The sequence below is a fragment of the Neobacillus sp. OS1-2 genome (assembly GCF_030915505.1).
GTDB lineage: Bacteria > Bacillota > Bacilli > Bacillales > Cytobacillaceae > Neobacillus.
Window position 1 is genome coordinate 2,398,010 of the sequence record NZ_CP133265.1, and the last position, 24,544, is coordinate 2,422,553.

Sequence of the window (24,544 nt, forward strand, 5' to 3'; positions counted from 1 at the left end):
GGATGCTTGAAACAGTTATCATTATAGAAAATGGAAGGGGTGTGGGATAAGATGGATTTAAATGCCTGGTTTCACAAGGGTTTGACTGCGTCGGAGTATATTGGTTTGATGAGGCAGAATAAAGAAGAAATGCTTCAAATTTATGAAGGGTTTTCTTTAAGCGATGCTGATAAAGAAAAGCTCCAGGACGTGAGAGCCCGAAACTTGCGTGCGATTGTCCTAACAGAGGATTGGTGCGGGGATGCGCTGCTGAATAATCCCATTTTGATGAGGATAGCCGAAGCAGCGGGTATCGAACTTCATTTTGTTCTTCGTGACCAAAATCTCGAGTTGATGGATCAATACTTAACGAATGGTACTTCACGTGCGATTCCTATCTTTATTTTTATAAATGAAGAAGGCGGTGAAGTAGCGGTTTGGGGCCCAAGAGCAGCTGAAATGCAGGCGCTTGTGATGGAAAGGCGTGCGGGGCTGCCAGATAAGGATGCAGCAGATTTTCAGGAGAAGCAAATGGAAGTGTATAAGCAGCTGAAGGTGGAATATCAGACAGATTCGGCGATTTGGCAAACCGTTGCGAATAGTATTATGGCTAAGCTTATATAAAAAGAATCCCGGTGGATGGTTCCGCCGGGATTCTTTTTAAAATCCGCTGTTCTTTGGAGGGATACGGTCGTTCATTACGTTTTTATCATTAATTTTTGGTTCGATTCCAAGGATGAAGTTGCGAATGTTGGAGCGGTGCAGAAAAATTAAAAATAAAGAGAATAATAAAAAGATAAGTTCTAGTTCAAGACTTGGGGAAATGAATGAATAGGTAAGCATACTCAGGCCAACTGAAATGGAGCCGAAAAATACATATTTTGATAAAAGGATTACAAAAAAGAAGGTAACATAGGCGATGATGAGCAATGGAAAGTTTGCAATTAAAAGTGCGCCTGCGGTTGTTGCAATGGCTTTTCCGCCTCTGAAACCTGCAAAAATCGGGAAGCAATGACCGACAACTGCCATTAGCCCAAAATACAGTGGTTCTGTATGAAGGTTAAAATGGATTGGCAGATACGTCGCCAAGGCTCCTTTGGTTAAGTCGATGATAAGGACGAAGATCGCTGATTTCTTGCCGAGTACCCTTAAGGTGTTGGTTGCACCGGGATTTTTGCTGCCGTGGTCGCGAATATCGACACCAAAGACTAGTTTCCCCACAATGAGGGCGGTGGGGATGCTTCCAATTAAGTAAGAGGCAAGGAGAAGCACCCAAAACATATGAATCACTCCCTTCTAATAATTTTTTTTATACTACTATTCTATCATAAATAATTGGTACTATTTTGGTAAAATCCCATTACCAGGGAATGCACTATTATACATATATATTGGGTTTTTGGACTAATAGAATAGTCTTTTTGGACGTGCGGGCTTGTTCTGGCACGTTTTTTGGTATGATAAAGATTCATTAAACTTTTAAAAAAAGGTGTAGGGGTTCAGAGAAATCGAAACGTCTATTCATGTGTAAGGTAAAAAGAAAGGGGGAGAGAACGATTAGTGATACAGCCTTAATAGAAAAAGTGCTGGAAGGCAATGATCATGCCTTTCGCCTTTTGGTTGAGAAGTACCGCAATGATGTGTTCCGGACTGTCTTTGCTGTTCTTCGTGATCAAAAGGAAGCGGAAGACGCTGCACAAGAAGTGTTTATGAAAATTTACACCTCTCTCCCCAAATATGAACATCAAGGGTTTAAAACATGGATGACACGGATTGCTGTTAACCATGCGATAGATGTAAAACGAAAGCAGGCAAGAAGAAGAGAGGACGTAGTGGATGCGCTCGAGCAAGAGGCATTAGCGACGCCGAGGGATAGTGTTGAAAAGGAAATTATTGAGATGGACCAACGCCATCTGGTTCGGAAAAAGCTGAATGAAGTGCCGGAGAATTACCGCGAAGTGATTTATGGATTCTACATAGCTGAGAAAAGCTATCAGCAAATGGCAGAGGAACAAAATGTCCAGGTGAAGACAATTGAAACGAAGCTATACCGGGCGCGAAGTTGGATGAAAAAGAATTGGAAGGAGGACGATTTTTCATGAAGCATTATAGTTACGATGAATGGATGCAATATGTGAAGGACGAAATCAAAGACACAGATCGTGAACAGCTAGAAAACCACTTATATACATGCGACCAATGCCTAGAGGACTACCTACAAGCAATCACAGCCAATGAAACATCCCTTCCAGTTCTCTCAAGCGAAAACAGCTTCACAGACCAAGTAATGGCGAAAGTGGTGCCTGCTCTGGTGGTGCCTGACACCGTAAACGATTTAAGTACTATGGAAACAGTTAGATTGGTGCCTGACACCAATAACACTAATAACACTAATAACACTATTAACACCACGAGTAGCAGGAAAAAGCCTTTTTATCAGCAGGCGGTGTTTCATTATTTGTTGGCGGCGGCGGCGACGATTGTTCTGATGTTTTCGGGGGCATTTCAATCACTCGCGACTTATGCGAGTTCGTTAGAAACTCCACAGCACGTACAGGAAAAAAAGTCTTCTGTGACGGAAGGCGTTATTAATAAAACATTTGCATGGATGGATTCACTAGAAAAAAAGGAGGCAGATAAGAAATGAAAAATTCCACGAAGGCTTTAACATTATCGCTTTTTCCTGGCCTTGGTCATATTTATTTCGGCAACATGTTTCGCGGGGTGATGTACCTTCTATCGGTTATTGGCCTAGCGTTTGTAACGGTTGTTGCATTATTTACAAATAATGAGGAAGTGGCAATTCTTGCCTTTATGGCAGGTATCTTCCTATATTTGATTAGCTTTATTGATATGGGTGTACAGATTTCAAAACAAAAGAAAGCTTTGACGGAAACAAATCCTGAATACGGGAACACCAAGGCAAGCCAGGACTCAGAACGTTTTTATACCATTGTCTTATCGTTTATCCCGGGCCTTGGTCATTTTCAACTGGGTTTAATGAATCGAGGCTTAACCCTACTGGCCACTTTTTTCGGCCTTGGTGCCATGGTCATATTTATTACGGCGCTTGCTAGCCGGGAAGAATTTTTAATCTTTTTAGCCGCACTTCCCATCATTTGGGTATATGGATTTTTTGATGCAGTGCAACAGGTCAATAAAAAGCAGCGTGGCGAGGAATTAATGGACCGGACGATTTATGAAGATTTTGAATTACGGCGAGAGGATGGCAAGAAAAGCAAAGCGATTGCAACGTTTCTTTCAATATTCCCCGGAGCTGGTCACTTGTATCTAGGTTTACAGCGACGCGGCATTCAGTTAATGGCAGCGTTCCTATTTTCAGTTTATATCTTAGATGTTTTACGGCTTGGCATCTTTTTATTCCTCATCCCGATTATCTGGTTTTACAGCTTTTTTGACGCGATGCAAAAGGTGTCCAGGTACGGTGACGAAGCGATTGAAGATGTCCCGATTATCGCCTATTTCCTTAATCATCAAAAATGGGTCGGAATTGGACTTATCTTAATGGGGCTTTACTATTTGGTCATGAATGTCCTGCTTCCGGCATTTTCACCACTGTTACAACGATTGATCAATTTCGATGTCATGTATTGGATTCAGGGATACCTCCAAACCGGTCTTGTCTGTGTCTTATTGATTGGCGGCGGAATCAAGCTTTTATCAGGAAGTAAACGGAAAAGGGAGGTTAAGAATCATGAGTAAGTGGAAAAAAGGGTTGGCGGGCATGATTATTATCGGAGCGGGGATTGGGTTCCTTTTTAGAAAAAGAAAGGGAGGAGAAGAAATATGAGGACCTGGCGTGTTGGAACGTTTTCGATGGGGGCATCACTGTTACTGCTCGGTTTATTCCTCTTTTTTTCGAAGTTTTTGGGATTAGATCTTATTCAGGTAATGACGGCATGGTGGCCGCTTTTATTAGTAGTCCTTGGGATTGAAATCCTTCTCTATCTATTTTTATCCCGGCAGGAAAAGCCTGTATTAAAATATGACTTTCTAAGTATTTTCTTTGTTGGCGTGATTGGGACGGTTGGGATCGCTTTTGCTGTCTTAAACGCGACAGGCCTAATGGACAAGGCTGAGGAAGTAATGGCAAGGGAGGAGCGTTCGTTTGAACTGCCGGCTTTTTCCTATCAAATGGACGATAGCATTAAACGTGTGGTGGTGCGGACTGTCGGCTACGATATGACAATTGAAGCTACGGAGGAAAAGGAAGTATCGATGTTTGGTACGTACCGGGTGCAAACGGCGAAAAAGGAAAAGCTGCTGAAAAGTGCGGATGATTTCATGGCGGCAACCAAAAAGGGAGATACTCTTTATTTAAATGTAAAGACGCTGCCCAGCGAGATCGGCCCGTTTGATTCACAGGGAAGTCTGGCGGGAACAATTCTTGTGCCGGGGAATGTAAAACTTGAAGTAATCGGAAATGGTAATTCGCTTACCTTAAAACCGCGTTCGCTCGCAAACGACTGGAATATTGAGAGTGCATCATCAATTGTTGTGGATGCTGCGGAAAATAGTAATCTGAAGGTATCGGCTATTGGTGTGGAAAATGTAAGTGGGAAAGAAGGCGAATGGCAGGTAACAGAAAAAGAGAGCCCGGAATATGGGACGAGAAAAAATGCGGTTTATCAATCAGGTGAAGGTAAATATCAAATTCACATTGCGGGCGCCTACGATGTCAGCCTAAATTCGAAACAATAAATTGCTGCTCTAATTTTTGCAAATAAATAAAAAGACGTTATGATAGAATACGGACGTTGGAGGAGATAGTAATACAATGGCTTTTGCAATTTGTTTGTAAGCGATGAAGAAAATTGGTAGAATATAGAATTGATAAAGCCATGTTATTTAAAAAATAGGATGATGATAATGAAAAGAGCAAGACTAATTTACAATCCTACATCAGGACGAGAAGTTCTGAAACGGAATCTGCCGGAAATTCTTGAAAAATTAGAGGTTGCCGGATATGAAGCATCTTGTCATGCCACAACAGGTGCTGGTGATGCGACGGCCGCAGCACGGTTAGCGGTCGAGCGTCAGTATGATATCGTCATTGCTGCTGGCGGTGATGGAACGATTCATGAGGTCGTAAATGGCCTTGCCGAGCAGGAATTTCGTCCGAAGTTAGGAATTATTCCAGCCGGTACAACCAATGATTTTGCCAGAGCCCTTCATATCCCTAGAGATGTTGGAGCTGCTGTGGATATTATCACGAAAGGGGAATTAATTCCCGTCGATATTGGCCGGATTAATGACCGATACTTTATTAATATTGCCGGCGGCGGAAGGATAACTGAGCTTACATACGAAGTGCCCAGCAAATTAAAAACGATGCTCGGCCAACTTGCCTACTATTTAAAAGGAATGGAAATGCTTCCTTCGATTAAAGCTTCTGATCTAACGATTGAATATGATGGAAAGCTTTTTGAAGGAGAAGCGATGATGTTTTTAGTGGGGCTGACCAATTCGATTGGTGGATTTGAAAGGCTTGCACCTGATGCTTCCATAAATGATGGATTATTTTCCTTGTTAATTTTGAAAAAAGTAAATCTTGCTGAGTTTGTCCGAATCGCCACGTTAGCGATCCGCGGTGAACATGTGAATGACCCGAATGTGATCTACACGCAGGCAAACAGGATTAAAGTATATTCAGACGAAAAAGTTCAGTTGAATTTAGATGGCGAATTCGGCGGCTTGCTGCCTAGTGAATTTGAAAACCTGTATCGCCATTTAGAAGTGTTTGTGCCTCTTGAGAATATTCGCCCGAATGACCGACCGACAGATTGGGAATCGGGAAAGAGATATAGTTGATGAGTTCGCTCCTGCGGGGCGGACTTTTTTCATATAATAAGAAAAACCAAACGGCCGGGCACTCAGAGAGATCACAATACCCATTGCAAATAGTCGAGCTCTTGGAATTTAAAAGTATCAGCCGTTAAAAAAACTGTGTATAATAAATTCAAGACACACGTCAAGACAATAAAAAGGGGCGATGGAAGATGAAGGCGTTCATTAATATCGATTACACCTATGATTTTGTTGCGGATGCAGGAGCGTTAACCTGTGGAGAGCCTGGGCAGGCTATTGAGGGGAAAATCGTTGAGTTGACGAAAGAGTTTATCGCAAATGGTGACTACGTTGTATTTGCTATCGATGTTCATGACGAAGGAGACGAATACCATCCGGAAACGAAGCTGTTCCCGCCGCACAATTTGCGCGGCACCTCTGGCCGGGACTTGTATGGCGCCCTACAACATGTATATGAAGAGAATAAACAGCGTGAAAATGTTGTCTATATGGATAAAACAAGATACTCGGCATTTGCAGGAACAGATCTTGAAATCAAATTACGCGAGCGCGGCATTAACGAGGTTCACCTTGTTGGTGTTTGTACCGATATTTGTGTTTTACATACCGCTGTTGATGCCTATAATAAGGGTTTTAAAATGGTTGTTTACAAAGATGCCGTTGCTTCCTTCAATCCAGCAGGACACGAGTGGGCTCTTGGACATTTTGAACAATCGCTAGGTGCTGTGGTTAAATAGTGTATTAAATGATATTATCAGTTATAATGGTGAAAAGCTGTAATAGTATTTCGGAGGTCGAATTATGAAACACATTTATCATGATGATAGTTTAGCTCTGCATACTGATCTATACCAGATTAACATGGCAGAGACGTATTGGAGAGATGGGATACATAATAAACGTGCGGTCTTCGAACTATTTTTCCGCAAGCTTCCTTTCGGAAATGGCTATGCTGTTTTCGCAGGGCTAGAGAAAATAATTCAGTATATTCAGGACTTCCATTTTAGTGAAGAAGACCTAGAGTATTTGAAAAATGAAGTAGGGTATAAGGACGATTTTATTGAATATCTAAAAAATATGCGGTTCACGGGTTCTATTCGTTCGCTGAAAGAGGGCGAACTTGTTTATGGGAATGAACCGATTTTACGTGTAGATGCACCACTAGGCGAAGCGCAAATTATTGAAACTGCCTTGCTTAATATTGTGAATTACCAAACATTGATTGCCACGAAGGCTTCAAGGATCAAGCAAGTCGTCGGTAGTGAAGTGGCGATGGAATTTGGGACAAGACGGGCGCAGGAAATGGACGCAGCGATTTGGGGAACTAGGTCAGCCTACCTTGCAGGCTTTGAAGCAACCAGCAATGTAAGGGCCGGGAAACTGTTTGGCATTCCTGTGGCGGGCACTCATGCCCATTCGATGGTTCAAGCCTATAAGGATGAATATACAGCTTTCATAAAATATGCTGAAGCACATAAAGACTGTGTCTTTTTAGTAGATACGTATGATACCCTCCGTCTCGGTGTACCAAATGCCATTAAAGTGGCGAAAGAGCTAGGAGATAAGATTAATTTTATCGGGATCCGCCTTGACAGCGGCGACCTTGCCTACCTATCCAAGGAAGCACGAAAACTACTGGATAAAGCAGGATTTACGAAAGCAAAAATCTACGCATCAAGTGATTTAGATGAGCACACGATTATCAACTTAAAGGCCCAGGGTGCTAAAATTGATAGTTGGGGAATCGGTACGAAATTGATTACCGCCTATGATCAAGCGGCGCTCGGTGCTGTCTATAAAATTGTTTCAATTGAAAATGAAAAGGGTAAAATGGAGGACACGATTAAGATCTCCTCTAATCCAGATAAGGTCACAACTCCGGGGATAAAAAAGGTTTACCGGATTATCAATAATACAAACCACCATGCCGAAGGCGATTATATCGCGATGGAGGATGAAAAGCTACCGGAAAAACGGCTACGCATGTTCCATCCAACCCATACGTACATTAACAAGGTGGTTACGAACTTTACAGCAAAAGAGCTTCATGAAGAAATTTTTACTGATGGCAAGCTTGTATATGAAATCCCATGCCTAGAAGAATCCCGCGAGTATCTAAAGCAAAATCTTGAAGCGTTATGGGACGAGTATAAGCGGATTATGAATCCAGAGGATTATCCACTAGACTTAAGTCAAAAGTGCTGGGATAACAAGATGAAAAATATTGAAGAAGTAAAAGAGAAAGTAGCAGCGATGAAGGAATAAGCAAGAGGGCGTCCTAAGAAAGGGCGTCTTTTTTTACATAGAAGAGTAGGTGCAGTCTTATTTAGACTGCGCCGTTGAACTGTTATAAGTGGAATCCAAACGACATATTGAAAATTGTGGCAATGGGCCCTTGAAATTTACTTAATCGTCCGCCTTTTACGATATTTTCTAATGTGTCTAAAAGGACAAGGATATTCATTTTATCCCGATAAGCGATTAACTCTTCGACGATTTCTTCCATTGTATGTCCCTGACCGGCAAGTTCAGCAGCACGAATAATCTGGAGACCATGTCCTAGTGAGCCTGCTAAAGTATCAAATACTGTAACCCGTGCATTGGATACCTGTGTTCTATAGCGGAAAGTTCTTGATATTTCTTGATAAAGATTACTCATTTTTCTTCATTCAACCTTCTCGGGCTGGTTTCGTATTACCCTCCTGCTCTGCTAGGGTGCCTTCTTGCTTCGTCGCTCCTTTTCTAGGCATTAATAATGTCACAAGAAAGGCGATGATAACCAAAATGACGGTAAAAATGTATGCATCACTCGTGCCAAGTATCGACGATTCCATCATTAGCTGAGATTTTGACTGCATATGACCAGAATGAATTAATTCAGTGGCATGACTTTTTGCTCTAGATGTCATGATGGTTACCACTAATGCAATTCCAATCGAACCTGCTACTTGGCGGACGGTGTTAGAAACGGCCGAACCGTGAGAGTGCAAATGTTTCGGAAGGGCATTCAGTCCGGCAGTTGTAATGGGCATCGAGATGAAAGACATCCCAATTCGTAAGATGATAGTTCGAATCATCAAATAGCGATAACTAGTGGTTTCGCTTAAATCGGTAACTCCCCATGATGCAACGATAATAAAGACCAGGCCGATCATCGCCAAAGGTTTTACGCCAAATTTATCGAATAAGCGGCCAGATACGGGTGACATTAATGCATTTATTAATGCACCCGGTAGTAATAGTAAGCCCGTTTCAAGGACTGTGTATCCTCTGCTCGACTGCAGGTAGATAGGCAGTAAAATCATATCCGCATACATGACCATTGTCACCAAGACATTCACGATGGTTGTCATTGTGAACATTCTATCTCCGAAGACTTGTAGGTTTAACAATGGATCCTTAGAAGTCAGCTGACGCCGGCAGAAGAGGAATAGGAAAAGAACACCACCAGCTAAGCAGGCCAACACCACAGTGCTTCCCCAGCCTTTGTCACCAGCAATGCTGAATCCATAAAGTAACGCGCCAAACCCTGCAGTGGATAGAATAATACTGCTTATATCGAGTTTTGGTTTGGATGTTTCCGATACATTGACTAGAAATTTAAGTGCTAATGCGATTACGATGGCGACAAGCGGGAACATACCGATAAATAACCAACGCCATGACAGCTGTTCGATAATGAATCCTGCCAAGGTCGGACCAATCGCTGGTGCAAAAATGATTACAAGTCCGAGTGTTCCCATTGCCGTTCCGCGGTTTTCTACGGGGTACACCGCAAGGACGACCATCATTAATAGGGGCATAATGATACCTGCACCGGCAGCTTGAATCATGCGGCCAATTAATAAAAATGTGAAGCTTGGGGCAATGGCATTAATGAGAGTACCTATTAATAAAAAAAGCATGGAACTGATAAACAGCTGCCGAGTGGTAAATCGTTTCATTAAAAAGGCAGTCACTGGAATTAAAATTCCATTCACCAACATAAAACCAGTTGAAAGCCATTGAACGGTTGAGGCAGAAACCTCAAATTGCTTCATCAAATCTGGTAAAGCAACATTTAAAATCGTCTGATTTAGGACTGAAAGAAATGAGCCTAAGAGCATGACGAATAGAAGAAGGCCTTTGTTTATTTGTTGAGTAGGTTGATCCATGATCTAATACACGACCCTTTCGATTTTTATAGCTGATTGACAATGAGTTGATTAATTGATACTGTGTCAATAAGGTAAATAGTAACATGTGAACAATTAAAATGGCCATTTACACTTTTAAGATAAATGTAGACTAATTGACAATTTGATAAATAAGTGTCGAAAAAGTATAAAATGATAGACGAAGGGTTGATAGGATGTCTAACAATGAGAAGCCAAAAGTGGATCCTCGAATTAAGCGGACAAAGAAAATGTTTAAAGATGCCCTGATTTCATTGATTCAGGAAAACAGCGATAAAAGTAAATTGACTGTCCAAACGATTGCAGGTCGTGCCGAATTAAACCGTGCGACTTTCTACTTACATTATCAAGATATTGATGACCTAATGGAGCAAACGATTGATGAAGTTCTTGAAGAGTTAAACAAGACAATGGAGTCTCCACCGGAGGATAATAGGTTAATTCAAAAAGGAAACCTAGCACCCCGGAACCGACTTATATCTTTTATAGAGCACTTTTATCAAAATGCCGGGCTCTACAATGTGATGCTCGAGAACAAGGATTTTCGCAAAAGAGTATTCAGTATTTTGCTGGATATCGTCGCTTTTCGGGCTGAAGATAGAAAAGCAAAAGGCAGGGCGGCGTTCAAGGTACCCAATGAAATTAATGCTTCCGCAACACTTGGCATCATATCTTGGTGGTTGCAAGAAGGGACTCCATATAGTCCAAGCTATTTAGCGGAACAGATTATCCTGATGTCCAAATAAATGGTGAAAAAGCAATAAATGAAGGCAGATCCAGTGGGAAGCTTTCCCGTCGGACCTGCCTTCATTTATTTCTGTCTAAAGTATTCCATAAAGGCATGGAATATTTCAATGCCCTGGTAGGTAAGCATGCCAGCAGCTGATAAAGAAAAGAAACCAATTAAAACAAAACGGATCCACATATTACTTCCTCCCTTATTTGGATTTTCCTTTATGATCCAGGAGGGAGGACTAAGTAGTTTGATTGATGAAATTTGGGGCTTAAAAAAACGTACCTTCCCTGAAATTGCTCGGCTAACAAATGAAGTGGAATCACCACTGCCGTTAGGGTGGAAATAAGTACAAAAAGTGTTTGCAGGCCGAGTGGATGCTTTTTCTCATCGTCTGAAGGTGTCTTTACTGTCCAATCATCTACGACAATGATTGCTTTTATTTCTGCATGTGAGTGTGGAATGGTATTGGAAAAGTGTAAAAAGTTGAAAGCAAAGAAGGCAAGCAGCAAGGGAATGGAAAGGATCTTTAATTTCTTAATCAATATCCACTCCTTCCAATGAGATAGTTTTAATCATATACACTTTTATTATATTTTAAAATAAAAATATTCTGACAAATTTCTAATCTTTTTTGAAAAAAGGCTCGTATCTTGCCATAGGTTTCGTAAGTCCACTAAATTGTGTTACAATCTTAGCTAGTCAAAACGTGTAAAGGAAGAAATAAATGAGCAGACAACTACCAGTTAATAAAAATGAATATATAGATGTCCTTTTTGAAGATTTAACCCATGATGGGGCAGGGGTTGCGAAGGTGGAAGGATATCCGCTATTTGTTCCAAACGGATTGCCAGGTGAAAAAGCCAAGATTAAGGTAATTAAGACCGGAAAAGGCTACGGAATTGGCCGGTTAATTGAACTTTACGAAAAAAGCCCACATCGAGTCGATATTGCGAGCAGTGAGCACCACAAATACGGCGGCTGCCAGCTGGAGCATATCAGCTATGAGGGGCAGTTACAGTACAAAGAGAATCAGGTTCGACAAGTTCTAACGCGCATCGGCAAATTGGAGGATGTGATGGTGCACCCGATTCTAGGGATGGAAAACCCTTGGCATTATCGAAACAAGGCCCAAGTGCCGGTCGGTGAAAAAGATGGTAAATTGATTGCTGGATTTTTTAAACCGAGGAGCCATGAGATTGTCGATACAAATGAAAGCCTGATTCAATTGCCTGAAATTAATGAAGCAGTGCAGGTGGTAAAAGAAATTTGCAATGAACTTGGCATTTCTGCCTATCACGAAGAATCCCATAAAGGCGTACTTAGACACATTATGGCACGGTACGGTCAACAGACTGAAGAGCTCATGGTTGTCATTATTACCAGAACGGCAGATCTTCCGCAGAAAAGTAAGGTAGTCGAAAAAATAACTGCCAGGCTTCCGAAGGTAAAGTCAATTGTTCATAATGTGAATTCCAAGCGGACAAACGTGATTATGGGAGAAAAAACAAGTGTCCTCTGGGGAAATGAAGTAATTTATGACTATATTGGCGACGTGAAATTTGCCATATCTGCACTGTCGTTTTATCAAGTCAATCCTGTGCAAACCAAGGTTTTGTATGATAAAGCACTTGAATATGCTGGGCTTAGCGGCGAAGAGTCAGTCATTGATGCCTATTGCGGCATCGGAACCATTTCTTTATTTTTAGCTAAAAAGGCTCGCAAGGTTTTTGGTGTAGAAGTTGTGCCAGAGGCCATTGAAGATGCGAAACGAAATGCAGAATTAAATGGTATAACGAATGCGGAGTTTGCCGCAGGAGAAGCAGAAGTTGTGATTCCAAAGTGGTATAAAGAAGGGAACACTGCCGATGTTTTAGTGGTTGACCCGCCGCGGAAAGGCTGCGACGAAGCCTTACTGCAAACGATTATTGAAATGAAACCAAAGAGGGTCGTGTATGTTTCCTGTAACCCGGCCACGCTTGCACGGGATCTGCGGATTCTAGAGGATGGCGGCTATAAAACTGTAGAAGTGCAACCGGTGGATATGTTTCCGATGACTACACACGTGGAAACTGTTGCCTTACTAACCTTGAATTTATAGGGTTTTCAGGGCTTTTTGCGTAAAAAAATAGGATCAGGTCCACCGGGTGTCCACTTCACAGAACATGGTGGACATGATTTTCAATATAATCTGAAGCAGCTTGAATGGCTGCTTCTTTTGTTTCAAATCCACACTTGGTGATTTGCATTCGCTTGCCATCAATTTGTTCAGTTTCAATTCTGTATTCCCATCTTTCATTTCTTTGCCGAACACTGAATATTCTTGATTTCAATTTGTGTGTTGTGTCATTCCGCTATTGCTGTACTTGTTAGTTCTTTTAATTTAGCCGATGTACACCAGTATTTTCGGCTTCTTTCATTGGATAATTGTTGTTAGGTATCGTATTTTATTCGCCTACGTTTTTCCCCTTGAAAAATGAATATTACTTCCCATTTAATTCTTACTCAAACAATATTTTCAAATTTAATTAATGCCTCTTTGATTTATTTACCACTATACCCGTGATGCAAATCATTACAAGGGATTTAAAAAGGTGGTCTAATGGTTATAGTGGCTATAAATGGGAGGTTAGCTAAATGGCTAATATTAAAATTGAAAAAAATGAATTAATTCTTGAAGTTGGCTTAGAGGATTTAAAGACGATTATTGATGAAGCAACAGCGAATATTGATTTATATAAAGAGGAAATTGCCGTTATTTATGAGAAAATGCCAGGGTTTGATTTCACCTATTTCTGCTTTTATGCCTATGCCACATATAGGCTGTTAGAAAAAGCATTTAATTTCAATGCAGATGATGTCGGACATTTCCGTTTGAAAGCGCCAGAATCCTTCTTATATGCTTTTTATGGTATGATTGCAACCTTGCATACTGAACATAATGTAAAAGGTGAAAAATAACGTAAAAAGGGCTGAATGTCCTGGCCCTCACTACATAACAAACAATAATCAATTATTGAAAGACAATGAATATCCTATACGCTTTTTATATCGGGGAGGATTCAAATGAGACCAAAGCCAAATATGGATGAGATAAGAGAGAAGACGGAAGAGCTTTGCCAATTGATTTTAGATCAGGAAGCATTTCCGAAATTAAGAGCAATGATTACAGATTTTTATGCGGATGAAGCAGCTATGTCTTTATATAATGAAACTCTTGAAAAGCAGCGTGCCCTTCAACAAAAACAACAGCAAGGATATCAACTTACAAGAGAAGAAATCAATATTTTTGAAGAAGCTCGTGAAAAGATTTACTTAAATCCAGTTTCACGAGACTACCTATATGGATCTCAAGAATTAGATGCGATTCAGGATTTAGTGATTAAATATGTGCTGAAAACGATTGAACTTGAAAGAATTCCAATGGAAGAAGACCTCGAAGACCAAGGATGCGGATGTGGCGGAGGCGGTTCTTGCGGATGTGGCGGACATTAGGACATCGGCTTACGTTATCATTAATGTAATCTATTAACAAAAACCATATATAAATCTCTCCCAAATTCAAATGATTGAATTTGGTTTTTTCTTTTAAGTCGCCAAAGCTGCAATACACGAAGGAATGGTAAGAGTGGATATCCAGGATATAGAGAAGGAACTTGTCTGCGCTTTTCATATTCTGGAGTGCCAATGTCCTTTATGACTACTAATTATGTTACTATATTTATGTCCTTAATTATTGGTTATTTTGGGGGAATAGGATGAGACATTTTAAAGGAAGCAGGTACTATAAAGAAACTTTCTTTATTTCAAGAAATACATGAGGTAGCGGTTACTACTCATGGGCATGGAGGGAATAATGCCTGTGCCTATATAAAGAGATATCAATAGAGTGGTGAAAAACTTTGATCATCGCATTTTTGATCGCTATTATTGGAATTATTCCGATCGTATTAGCGATATGCGTTTTAAAAATATATAAAGGCTCGGAATTAGCATTTGCTTTATTTCTTTATATGCTCTCCATCTGTTTTTGGCAATTAGACATTGCCGTTTTATATTTGAAGGGTGTCCTTTCAAAAGAATTAATCACTTGGCTTTTTAGATTCTTTAGGATTGGGCCAACTTTTATGATTCCTCTTGTATTTTATTTAGCGCATGTTCTAATCAATAAACATACTACCAATATTAAAAATCAATCATTTTATAAATTTCAATCTTCTATTTTTAATCATAAAGTTTTTTTATTCTTAGTAGGATGGAGCTTTATTGTCTATCTAATAAATATGACAAGATTCGGAATTATCGGGGTGAAAGAGGTAAAAGTCGTTACCTCAGATCTTTATTTCTATTTTCCAGAGTATGGGCCGTTGCAATTTTTGTATCTTATTCATTCTAGCAGTTTTCTAATTCTAATTATTTTTACTTTTATTATTTCTAAACAAATTCAAAACCTCTCTTTAAGAGATTTTTTAGGAACATTTTCTTCTTGCAGCTTGTTGCTGTTTATTTTTGGATTATTCAATTTTATACCTGGAACAGGAGCATTATTTAGCAGTTTAGGGACCATTATTTTTTCAGTTATTATTGTCTTTTCGTTCGTTAAATTGAATACGATATTGACTGTAAATTATAATCGTTTAATGGAACGTCAAAAGAAACTAGATAATGCGGGCAGTCTTACTGCTAGTTTAGTGCATGAAGTTAAAAATACGCTACAAATTATTAACGGATATTCGAAATTATTAGGAGAATCACATTTGCCTACTGAAGGTAAAAAGATGACCGTAATGATTCAAAAAGCGGCTAATCAAACGGAGGAATTACTGAATAATTACACAAAATTATTAAAGTATAAATCCATTGATTACAAAATGGTGGATTTGAATGAAATCATAGAACAATCCATTGAAATAGCAGCAGAGTTTTTACAAAGGAATGCTGTAGAAGTTTTTTTTGACAAAAAATATACAACATTAAAAACCTATGCCAACGATGTGTATTTAAAGCAAGTATTTTTCAATTTGATTAAAAATAGCTCGGAGGCCTTTTCGAAAGAAAGATCCGTAAGAAATATCATGATTTCTACCGATATTCAAGTGGATAGAATTTTTATTCATTTTATTGATACCGGAAAGGGAATACCTGCGGACCATTGGAATAATATTTTTGATCCTTTTACGACATCTAAAAATGAAGGTTTAGGATTAGGTTTACCATTTGTAAAAAACATCATTCTTGAACATCGAGGAGATATAAACGTGGTGGATAGCAGTTCAAAAGGAACTCATATACAAATTATCTTACCCCAGTATTATTTTAGTAACCTTTAAGAATGGAATCCTAGAAGGCTTGATGACCCTAGTTTATTCCAAGGAGGTTGAAATGCACGATATGGAAACGATTATTATTGAAAAAGATATTAAGGTATTTTATCTAACGGCAACTTCTTTTCCAGACGGAATTCAGGATGCACATGATAGACTTCATGCTAGTATTCCATTTTCAAACGAGAGAAGATACTTTGGTATATCGAGACCAGAAATGGGTGTTATTACTTACAAAGCTGCGGCAGAAATAGTAGAAAAGGATAAAGAGGGAAATTTCAATGGTGAATTATTCACTATTGAAAAAGGTAAGTACAGGTGCGTTACTATAGTAAATTATAAAAAAGAACCTCAAAAGATTAGTCATGCATTTGAGGAACTGATTTCATATTCCGATATTGATCCTAACGGTTATTGTGTTGAATGGTACCAAGGCAATGAAGACTTGAAGTGTATGGTAAGACTGAACCCAAGTATTGAAAGCGATTAAAAAGAGAAGGTTTATGAAAAATCGTAAAAAGACAAACTAACGTGCCTAGTCATTATCAGCCATGTAGAATCCCGTCTAATTTTTGTAAAATCCTATAGAAGGCAACTCACCGGTGGTGAAGTTGCCTTCTACAATTTTATGCTTATTTTATATTACCAGGGACTGACTTCATGATTTTCCCAGTAACTTGGTTGTTAACTGGGGATGTAGCTGGGCGTAATACACGCATGTAACTCACCACCTTTCATGATTGATGTATATGAGTCAACTAGCCACATTTATTGAGTACTATTTTTCCAAATTAGGTTTAATACTTTTTTAATATTTCGCTTTTCATAAGGACATGGCCTTTCTCCAGTTCTCATCCGATACAAAGGACAATGATTCCCTTGGCATACAGGCCGATAGAAACAGGATTGGCAAACGGCATCTGTTTCCTCCCCCGATGTAACCCAACTGGCAATTTTATCATAATCAAGCTCTAGATGACCGTCCTCATGTATTTTTCCCACTTGATTAAATTCCTCATGTAGCGAGAGGGTGCACTTGTATAATTGTCCGTGAGAGCTGACTACTAATGAGTGTGGTTTTGCCGCATAGCAGACCGACGCGGATGGCATCAAGGAATCTGCTATCATGGAACTCATACCGAATCCTTGTGTGATCGCTTCATCTGTCAGTTCCCAGATCTTTTTATTAGCCATTGTACGGCTGCAAACAGGGATGTCATCATCATTTTTTCCACCCCATTGACCAACTGGTCGAAATAGAATACCAAAACGCTTATCATCTGCAAAATGGTCTTTTAAAAAATGGGTTAATTCGGAAGTCGCTTGTAGATTGTCTTCGTCAAAATTGGTTCGAATCGTAATGTCAAATGAGCCGGGGACGTCTTTAATGGCGATTAGATTCTCGATGATGGTATCAAATGTTCTCCCGCCGCCTGTTAAGTGTCTTCGGCGATCGTGAACCTCTCCTACTCCGTCGACTGTGATCATAAATTGATTTATATTCCAAGAAAGTAATCGCTGGAACGTGTCCTTTGTTAATAGATACCCATTTGTAACAAGATCACAAGAGTACTGGACATGGTTTTCCTTTGCAATCGCTAAAAAAGTCTCGGATAGCTCCTCGATAACGTCTAAGGAAATTAATGGTTCACCGCCAAACCAACTAATATGCAGGTCAGTTAAACTCGCCGCCTTTTCTTGGACAAATGCTTTTAACCCATTAATGACGGTTCGATTCATTTTTCCACGTTCAAACGTTTCGTAACAATAGGTACATCGGAAATTGCAAGCTTCGGTAGGCATTAGCACGAGATGCATGGTGTCTGTTCGATGCAGTGACTGATGAAGAAATTGTGCCCTTCTCTTTTCATCCACATGGCTAGAGACTAAAAAACCATTCGTATGTAAATCTTCTTGTATTTCGTTTTCTAATAAATCGGTGCCTGCTCTTTTTAATGAAGATAGGACGGCCTGTTTCTCTTGATCTGAAAAATAAGTAATCGCACCCGTATAACTATTAAATAGCACAACGCCATTGTCATCTGTGTGTGTGATAGCATTAAATCTTGATGGAACATATCTGTTCTTGTTTTCCATTTTTCACAAACTTTCATTAAACATAATTAGGTAGACCAAAATCATTATAAGGATATCCTTCAGCATGGTCAGTGAGTTCAGTCACTCTGTAGAGCATAACCAAGTGGTTCTGTTATGATTCATTGTTGATTTTCGTATAGGTATGAGAATTCATAGGCGGAGAATTTCCGGCTAATGTATATAGAGGAAGCTTAAGAAGCAGATATAAGCGGAGATATTCCGATTAACTGCTCTAAATACGACAAAATCCAAAGATTTGAATCATATAACCGGAAAAACTTCCTTTATTTTTAGGGAAATGTACATATTTCCCAATTTAAACGGAATCTTTCCGTTTATTTTCCAAAAACAGTGAAATCAGTATTCAGTTATAATAGATCCAAATAAATAAAGAATTGGATGAAAATGTTAATCGAGCTATAATAGGTTTAAATGATAAAAAAAGAGAGTAATAGAATGATAAAAGGGGGGAAACCATTTATGATCCCAGCAAAAATAGATTCCAGTTCAATCATGATTAATAGAGATAAGGGGTTAGAATCTATTATCAATTGGTTCGATCAGCATAAACAATCATTCTATCCACTTGGTTGGTCCTATCTTAGGAATCAGCAGCAAATGGAAGAGCTATTTTATCGCTCTATTATAAAAGTCCACAAAGAGTTGTCTCGATTTAAAGGTGAAAAAGCATTTGAAACGAGGGTGACATCCCTATTTATACTTATTTGCCGGGAGCTTACTGAAAGTTTACAGGCTCCGGAGGATAGTGGGTCGCGTCAGGATTTATTTCAGGCACTTGATCAATTGGAAGAGCATCAGAAAGAAGCGATCGTACTTACATATGTAAAAGGAATCTCTTGGGAGGACGCAGCCCAGCTCCTCAACGTTTCTGTGGAAGAACTGAAGGATCTTTTATTTTCGGGAATCCAGTCCCTTCGGAAAGAATGGGGGGATGGAACACCCTTTAATGGCTGTAAGAAGTATCAAAGAGTTTATATTGATTACGTAGAAAGAACCTTGGATCGGCTGAGAAAGATTGATTTAGAGAGACATATTTACCATTGTCAGGACTGTCAGGGGGATTTGGCAACATTCCAGGATGTCGTGTTAAATCTTACTGAAAGGATTGAAGAGTTCCACGTGCCACCTGATTTCATGGAGAATGTCAAAGCTAAGCTGGCAGAAAAGGAAAAGCTCAGACAACGAAAGAACAAGAAGCGTAAAAGAATAGGGATTGTTTTTGCAAGTGTTATGGCACTATTAATAGGTATAGAAGTCTTTACAAAGTCTTTTACCAACCTCTACTATACATGGACGGAAGAGAATCAAGAGTTGCGCGCCTTTCTGGAACAGGACCTGGGTGAAAGGCTTAACCTGGAAGCGGAAAGCGATGGGGTGAAAATTAAGATTAAGAGGGCGATTGCGGATGATATACAGACGCTTGTTTTTTATGAAATAGAAGATACTAAGGAAGACAATCAATATAGGATAAATGTTGATGAAGGGGTTAAGGTGGAGAATGAACGTAAAATCATGAACCATGAAACATATTCAAGGTACGGGTCCCCTGAGCATACATCGGATGTAAATAAAAAAGACAAGAACGTGTATCATGGGAAGATTAGTCTGCCGCCACTCTCCATTGACAACGGGACAATCAAACTAAAAATTTCAAGGCTTCAGAAATTGATTCCTCATTCTTTTAAACAGAATGCTTATAGGATTTTCGAGGAAAAGGAATATGGATTTGGGGAATGGAACTTCGACATCCCTGTAACAAAACAGCCCTCTATCGATTATGGATTGAAGGGAGAAACAGAAGTGGAGGGAATCCCGGTTCGATTTGATAAGCTAACCGTTGCCCCAACAGCGACGGTTCTGCAATATAGTATTCATAATGACCAGTCAGAAAAGCAGGTAGAATATCTCCATTTTAACAATCTAGTAGTGAACAATAAGAAAGTGAAGTCTGATTTGAGTGGCGGCTCTTTCCTAGGGTCACCTCAAGATGGGAATTGGATTACGTCTCAGTCGCAATTTGATCCTCTTTTTGGAGAAAGGCCGAAAGAGGTAAACGTTCAATCCGGCTCAATCCATTTAACTGTTGAAGACCAAAAAACTATCGAACTGGATGCTACTCAGGAATATCCTCAAACCTTTGAATATGCAGGCAGTATCATCTCTATCGACAAGGTGGAAGTGGGACTACCGACCAATGTTGTCATAAGCAATTATGAAACAAAGAATCGAGCATATGAGTCACTCCAATTCCAGATTGTGGGTGAGGATGAAAATGAAGCTAGTTTCTTCGAGATGAACTCTGAAGGCGTGATCGTTGACAAAAATGGGATGGAATATGATATGAATAATATTCCTGTACCATATGAAGAAATTGACCAACCCCGGTATTTCGTTACCGTTCAAAGCATAAAGTTTGACGGTAACAACGATGGAGAGAGAGTGATCCCTAAGAGGTTGGAGATTTTTGGATATAGCGAAATGAAATATTCGGATGATGATGTAAATATACAACTGGAATAACATATAAAAAAGGTAGGTTACCCCTCAAATGGAGAGGACTGTGTTTTTTTAAAGATAAGAAAGCATAACCATATGACAGTCACACCTTTTTATTGACAAAAAGGGTATATGAATCTACGATAAATAGTACACGATGTATCTTATGGGATGTATCGTGTGCTATTTTTTTATGAGGTGGTTAGTGAATGGTGGATAAAGCCAATTTTATTCGTGAATCTATTGATTTATTGCAAAGTTATATAATGAAAAGTCTTCAGAAACATTCCGAAGAAAGGGGTGTTACGATTCCTCAAGCTAGGGTTATTGGCGAAGTATTTGCTCATAAAAAGATCAGTATTAAACATCTTTCTCAGAATCTCAAAATGACTCAAAGTACGGTTTCAGATATAGTGGAACGGCTTACCATAAAAGGATTTCTAGTAAAGACTCCTAACCCTAAGGATAAACGTTCAGTGGAAATTTCTCTCTCAAACAAATTAAAAGAAGGAATAAATGAGGATATTTCTGAAATCGCTAATAAATCTTTATTAGCTTCATTGAATCTCTTGAACTCAAAGGAACAGGAAGCGGTTGTGGAGGGTATGAGATTATTAGTTTCTGCTGTAAAGGAAAAAATGGAAGAAGAAGGAATGGATAATCATGAATTCTTTGATGTTTTGTACTTTCCTGAAAAAACAAAATAAAACAACGGAGGATTCAAAGTGAGAAAGATTATTAAAGGCCGCTGGGCGATATTTTTAATATGGCTAATGGCGACAATCGTGCTTACAATCATTCAACCAGACATCAATGCCATACTGCGGCAAAAAGGGCAACAAGGAACAAGTAGTGATAGTCCTTCAGTAATGGCTGATACTATGTTGAAAAAGATGGATACAGCAAAGGGTGTAAACAACCTTATTGTTTTTTACGATAAAAATAAAATTTCAGATGATGCAATGGGGAAAATCGGTGATGCTGTAAAATCGATCAGCGATAGCAGCGAAGAACTTGGTATTGCAGACCTCATGGATCCCTTTAGTATCCCCGAAGCAAAAAGCTCACTAGTATCTAAAGATGGTACAACACTGATGGTGAGCTATAAGCTTGATAAAAAAGGCCGAGAAATCGATGACATCGAAAAGAAATTTGAAAGCAAGCTGAATAAAGTACCTGTTGACTACTATCTTAGCGGTGAAGACTTTATCAATAATGATTATCTAAAGGCATCACAAGCGGGTGTTGAAAAGAGTGCGGCATTAACCGTTATTTTTATTTTAGTTGTCCTCATCCTTGCCTTTAGGTCCGTTGTTACACCATTGATCTCCTTAGTGGCTGTCGCTTTTTCCTATCTTTGTTCGATGGGGATTGCCGCTCAATTAATTGATAAAGCAGGATTTCCAATTACCAGTCTGACTCAGATGCTCCTGATCCTGATTCTTTTTGGGATTGGAACGGATTATAATATCCTTCTTTTTAACCGTTTTAAGGAAGAATTATCCCATGGCCACACGATCGATGAATCCATCGTTAACACCTATAAAACGGCAGGTAAAACCATTGCTTATAGTATACTGACGGTATTTATTGCGTTCCTTGCACTCATTTTTGCCGAATCTCCTATCTATCGATCTGGTGTTGTGGTGGTGATCGGGGTAACCATTCTTTTGCTTGAAATCGTGACCTTGACCCCGTTTATCATGAAGGTGTTAGGCAGAAAACTTTTCTGGCCTTCCAAAAGTGTTAGTGGTCATAAGGAAAACAAGTTCTGGGGAAAGACATCCTCCTTTGCTGTTAAGCATCCTATTATCTCCACGGTGATCATCCTTTTGATCATTGGACCCATGGTGTTTTTGCATCAGGAAAAATTGAACTTTGACACCATTGGAGAGCTTGGAAATAAATATCCTTCTTCAAAAGCGATCAATATAGTAGCGGAGCACTTTGGCAAAGGTCAGGCAATGCCCGCAACTGTTGTCATTGAAACGAACAAAGCACTTAATAATAACGAATTTCTTGCTGTCATAGATGACATAACCGAGAGATTAAAGAGCATAAAGGGGATTAAGCAGGTTTCTTCCGTCACACAACCTCAAGGGAAACAAATTGATGAATTTTACGTTGACAGTCAAATGGGATCTGTTACGGATGGCTTATCTCAAACACAAGATGGTGTGGATCAGATTCATGATGGTTTGAAAGAAGCACAAGATGGCCTCACATCTGCGGACTTTTCCCAAGTGGGTCAAATGGTGGATGGCACGGCCAAGCTTCAAGATGGTATGGCTGCCTTAACCGATGGATTGAAGCAAATCCAAACAGGAATAGATGATGGGTCAAGCAAGTCACAAACGATTTCTAACGGTATAGCTGCTATTGAAATGAATCTCTCCAAGATGAGCAGTGGTGTCACAATGCTCGCAGAAAACTATGGGAAGATGCAGGCGGGATATGTAGAGATGGGCAGCCACTACCAGGATGCAGCACAGGCTCTTCTTGGGGTGAAAAGTGCACTGGTGCAAATGCAGTCTATGGTAACAGCATTAGGCAGCAGTTATTCTAATTCCCAAAGTGATGCCAATTATGTAGCGTTACAGCAAACTGTCGCACAGTTATCAGCATCATTAAGTCAGATTACACCAGAAGGAATCCAAGCACTAAATACTAATTATAATGCCGTCACGGCTGGTTTTGGAACAGCCAATCGAAATCTAACAGCCATGAGCAGCGGTTTGTCGCAAATGGCGGATGGGTTGAATAAGCTTGAATCTGGACTTGGTCAAGCATCTTCGGGAATTGGCACGATCGTCACGAATATGAACAGTGTTACGGCTGGACTTAGCCAGATGAAATCGGGCCAGCAGCAGCTTGCCGATGGTCTCAATGGATTCAGTGTCTTTGGAGAAAAGCTGTCAGATGTGAACAACGGCTTGAAACAAATCTCTGATGGCATAGGGGAAACGAATGGGTACCTCACACAGTTGAATACGAAAACGTTCTTTATACCAAAGGAAGCATTAACGAACAAGGACTTTGAAAAGTCATTTGATACGTTCATGTCCAATGATAGAAAAATCACCAAATTCTTGGTTGTATTAAAGGATGATCCATATTCTGAGAAAGCTTTAAAGACGATAGAACAAATCAATAAAACGGTTTCTGATGGGCTGAAGGGCACTACACTATCAGGTGCTAAGAGCGGAACATCTGGACCAAGTGCGACTACTAACGATATGAATAATGTATTAACCAGAGATCTGAATAAAACAACAACCATTGTTATTATTGGTGTATTGCTTGTATTGTTCTTCGTTATACGATCTTTCTGGACACCTGTGTTCATCACGGCATCCCTTGTTGGGGCATACTATGCGGCGATGTTTATCATCAATTATATTTTCATAGACTTAAAGGGGCTTGCGGGTATTTCTTCGTTCGTGCCATTCTTCTCCTTTATCATTATTGTCGCCCTGGGAGTAGACTATAGTATATTCTTAATGATGCGGTTTAAGGAATATCCAACTATGCCGGCTAAAGAAGCCATAGTGTTGGCATCGAGGCAAATAGGCGGCGTCATTATCGCAGCCGTTGTCATACTTGGAGGCACATTTGCCACACTTATGCCTGCCGGGATTGTTCTTTTATCTGAACTGGCCATCGCAGTTATCACGGGTCTTGTGATTCTTTGCTTTGTACTGCTTCCAATCTTTGTACCAGCCTTGATGGCTCTTCCGGAAGCTCTAGCAAATTTATTTTCTAGAAAAAAGGAAGATGATCAACTGGTAGAAAAAAGGGTTGTATAATCATGGAATTCTGCCATAAAAGGGCTGTGTGTGGAATCCAGTGAAAAAGTTGACTCCCCATCCTTTTTTGGATGGAGGAGTTAG

The 24,544-nt window shown here is 39.7% G+C and carries 23 protein-coding genes; 17 read left to right on the forward strand and 6 right to left on the reverse strand.

Going from position 1 to position 24,544, the window contains the following annotated elements; all coding sequences use genetic code 11:
- Positions 1-51 precede the first annotated feature (51 nt).
- Positions 52-603, forward strand: a complete 552-nt coding sequence (locus tag RCG19_RS11765; protein ID WP_308107279.1) for a thioredoxin family protein — start codon at positions 52-54, stop codon at positions 601-603.
- 36 nt (positions 604-639) lie between these two features.
- Here RCG19_RS11765 and plsY read toward each other — a convergent pair whose 3' ends face one another.
- A complete protein-coding gene (plsY, locus tag RCG19_RS11770) occupies positions 640-1,260 on the reverse strand; it encodes a glycerol-3-phosphate 1-O-acyltransferase PlsY (RefSeq protein ID WP_308107280.1) in 621 nt (206 codons plus the stop codon).
- Between the two features lie 242 nt (positions 1,261-1,502).
- Here plsY and RCG19_RS11775 point away from each other — a divergent pair, with 242 nt between their 5' ends.
- The 7 genes from RCG19_RS11775 to RCG19_RS11805 all read left to right on the forward strand — a co-directional run bounded on the left by RCG19_RS11775 (position 1,503) and on the right by RCG19_RS11805 (position 8,073).
- Positions 1,503-2,081: an RNA polymerase sigma factor gene (locus RCG19_RS11775; protein ID WP_166245182.1), complete on the forward strand. Its 579-nt coding sequence runs from the start codon at positions 1,503-1,505 to the stop codon at positions 2,079-2,081.
- Positions 2,078-2,626, forward strand: coding sequence for an anti-sigma factor family protein (locus RCG19_RS11780; protein ID WP_308107281.1), 549 nt, complete (start codon positions 2,078-2,080; stop codon positions 2,624-2,626). Before RCG19_RS11775 ends, RCG19_RS11780 begins: the two co-directional genes overlap by 4 nt.
- On the forward strand, positions 2,623-3,702 hold the full coding sequence (locus tag RCG19_RS11785) for a hypothetical protein (RefSeq protein WP_166245178.1): 1,080 nt from the start codon (positions 2,623-2,625) through the stop codon (positions 3,700-3,702). The genes RCG19_RS11780 and RCG19_RS11785 overlap by 4 nt, the downstream gene beginning before the upstream one ends.
- Before the next feature lie 84 nt (positions 3,703-3,786).
- On the forward strand, positions 3,787-4,701 hold the full coding sequence (locus RCG19_RS11790; protein WP_308107282.1) for a hypothetical protein: 915 nt from the start codon (positions 3,787-3,789) through the stop codon (positions 4,699-4,701).
- Between the two features lie 168 nt (positions 4,702-4,869).
- A complete protein-coding gene (locus tag RCG19_RS11795; protein WP_308107283.1) occupies positions 4,870-5,811 on the forward strand; it encodes a diacylglycerol kinase in 942 nt (313 codons plus the stop codon).
- A gap of 188 nt (positions 5,812-5,999) precedes the next feature.
- Positions 6,000-6,545: a cysteine hydrolase family protein gene (locus RCG19_RS11800; protein ID WP_166245172.1), complete on the forward strand. Its 546-nt coding sequence runs from the start codon at positions 6,000-6,002 to the stop codon at positions 6,543-6,545.
- Positions 6,546-6,609: 64 nt separating this feature from the next.
- On the forward strand, positions 6,610-8,073 hold the full coding sequence (locus RCG19_RS11805) for a nicotinate phosphoribosyltransferase (protein ID WP_308107284.1): 1,464 nt from the start codon (positions 6,610-6,612) through the stop codon (positions 8,071-8,073).
- Positions 8,074-8,155: 82 nt separating this feature from the next.
- Here the strand turns inward: RCG19_RS11805 and RCG19_RS11810 are convergent, their stop codons facing one another.
- The gene (locus RCG19_RS11810; RefSeq protein ID WP_308107285.1) at positions 8,156-8,467 is read right to left on the reverse strand and encodes a DegV family protein; all 312 of its coding nucleotides are present in this window, start codon (positions 8,465-8,467) and stop codon (positions 8,156-8,158) included.
- A gap of 10 nt (positions 8,468-8,477) precedes the next feature.
- Positions 8,478-9,962 carry a DHA2 family efflux MFS transporter permease subunit gene (locus tag RCG19_RS11815; protein WP_308107286.1) on the reverse strand — a complete coding sequence of 495 codons (1,485 nt, stop codon included), beginning with the start codon at positions 9,960-9,962 and terminating at the stop codon, positions 8,478-8,480.
- Positions 9,963-10,159: 197 nt separating this feature from the next.
- On the opposite strand from RCG19_RS11815, the gene RCG19_RS11820 reads away from it, so the two are divergent.
- On the forward strand, positions 10,160-10,729 hold the full coding sequence (locus RCG19_RS11820; RefSeq protein ID WP_308107287.1) for a TetR/AcrR family transcriptional regulator: 570 nt from the start codon (positions 10,160-10,162) through the stop codon (positions 10,727-10,729).
- Between the two features lie 208 nt (positions 10,730-10,937).
- Here the strand turns inward: RCG19_RS11820 and RCG19_RS11825 are convergent, their stop codons facing one another.
- Entirely contained in the window at positions 10,938-11,261 is a 324-nt protein-coding gene (locus RCG19_RS11825) for a hypothetical protein (protein ID WP_308107288.1), read from the reverse strand.
- Between the two features lie 182 nt (positions 11,262-11,443).
- On the opposite strand from RCG19_RS11825, the gene rlmD reads away from it, so the two are divergent.
- Positions 11,444-12,817, forward strand: coding sequence for a 23S rRNA (uracil(1939)-C(5))-methyltransferase RlmD (gene rlmD / locus RCG19_RS11830; protein ID WP_308107289.1), 1,374 nt, complete (start codon positions 11,444-11,446; stop codon positions 12,815-12,817).
- Positions 12,818-12,872: 55 nt separating this feature from the next.
- Here the strand turns inward: rlmD and RCG19_RS11835 are convergent, their stop codons facing one another.
- Complete coding sequence (locus RCG19_RS11835) at positions 12,873-13,049, reverse strand: Arm DNA-binding domain-containing protein (protein WP_308107290.1); 177 nt, start codon at positions 13,047-13,049, stop codon at positions 12,873-12,875.
- Positions 13,050-13,353: 304 nt separating this feature from the next.
- Between RCG19_RS11835 and RCG19_RS11840 the strand changes: the two genes are divergently transcribed.
- The 4 genes from RCG19_RS11840 to RCG19_RS11855 all read left to right on the forward strand — a co-directional run bounded on the left by RCG19_RS11840 (position 13,354) and on the right by RCG19_RS11855 (position 16,530).
- On the forward strand, positions 13,354-13,677 hold the full coding sequence (locus tag RCG19_RS11840; RefSeq protein ID WP_308107291.1) for a hypothetical protein: 324 nt from the start codon (positions 13,354-13,356) through the stop codon (positions 13,675-13,677).
- 105 nt (positions 13,678-13,782) lie between these two features.
- Positions 13,783-14,211 (forward strand): YlbF family regulator, encoded by a 429-nt coding sequence (locus tag RCG19_RS11845; protein WP_308107292.1) that lies wholly within the window; start codon positions 13,783-13,785, stop codon positions 14,209-14,211.
- A gap of 407 nt (positions 14,212-14,618) precedes the next feature.
- Entirely contained in the window at positions 14,619-16,046 is a 1,428-nt protein-coding gene (locus RCG19_RS11850; RefSeq protein ID WP_308107293.1) for a sensor histidine kinase, read from the forward strand.
- A gap of 52 nt (positions 16,047-16,098) precedes the next feature.
- Complete coding sequence (locus tag RCG19_RS11855) at positions 16,099-16,530, forward strand: transcriptional regulator (RefSeq protein WP_308107294.1); 432 nt, start codon at positions 16,099-16,101, stop codon at positions 16,528-16,530.
- A 278-nt stretch (positions 16,531-16,808) separates the two neighbouring features.
- Here the strand turns inward: RCG19_RS11855 and RCG19_RS11860 are convergent, their stop codons facing one another.
- Positions 16,809-18,137, reverse strand: a complete 1,329-nt coding sequence (locus tag RCG19_RS11860) for a radical SAM/SPASM domain-containing protein (protein ID WP_308107295.1) — start codon at positions 18,135-18,137, stop codon at positions 16,809-16,811.
- A 480-nt stretch (positions 18,138-18,617) separates the two neighbouring features.
- On the opposite strand from RCG19_RS11860, the gene RCG19_RS11865 reads away from it, so the two are divergent.
- The 3 genes from RCG19_RS11865 to RCG19_RS11875 all read left to right on the forward strand — a co-directional run bounded on the left by RCG19_RS11865 (position 18,618) and on the right by RCG19_RS11875 (position 24,460).
- Positions 18,618-20,678 carry a DUF4179 domain-containing protein gene (locus RCG19_RS11865; protein WP_308107296.1) on the forward strand — a complete coding sequence of 687 codons (2,061 nt, stop codon included), beginning with the start codon at positions 18,618-18,620 and terminating at the stop codon, positions 20,676-20,678.
- 185 nt (positions 20,679-20,863) lie between these two features.
- The gene (locus RCG19_RS11870) at positions 20,864-21,361 is read left to right on the forward strand and encodes a MarR family winged helix-turn-helix transcriptional regulator (protein WP_308107297.1); all 498 of its coding nucleotides are present in this window, start codon (positions 20,864-20,866) and stop codon (positions 21,359-21,361) included.
- A gap of 18 nt (positions 21,362-21,379) precedes the next feature.
- Positions 21,380-24,460: an MMPL family transporter gene (locus RCG19_RS11875; protein ID WP_308107298.1), complete on the forward strand. Its 3,081-nt coding sequence runs from the start codon at positions 21,380-21,382 to the stop codon at positions 24,458-24,460.
- The last annotated feature ends 84 nt before the right edge of the window (positions 24,461-24,544 follow it).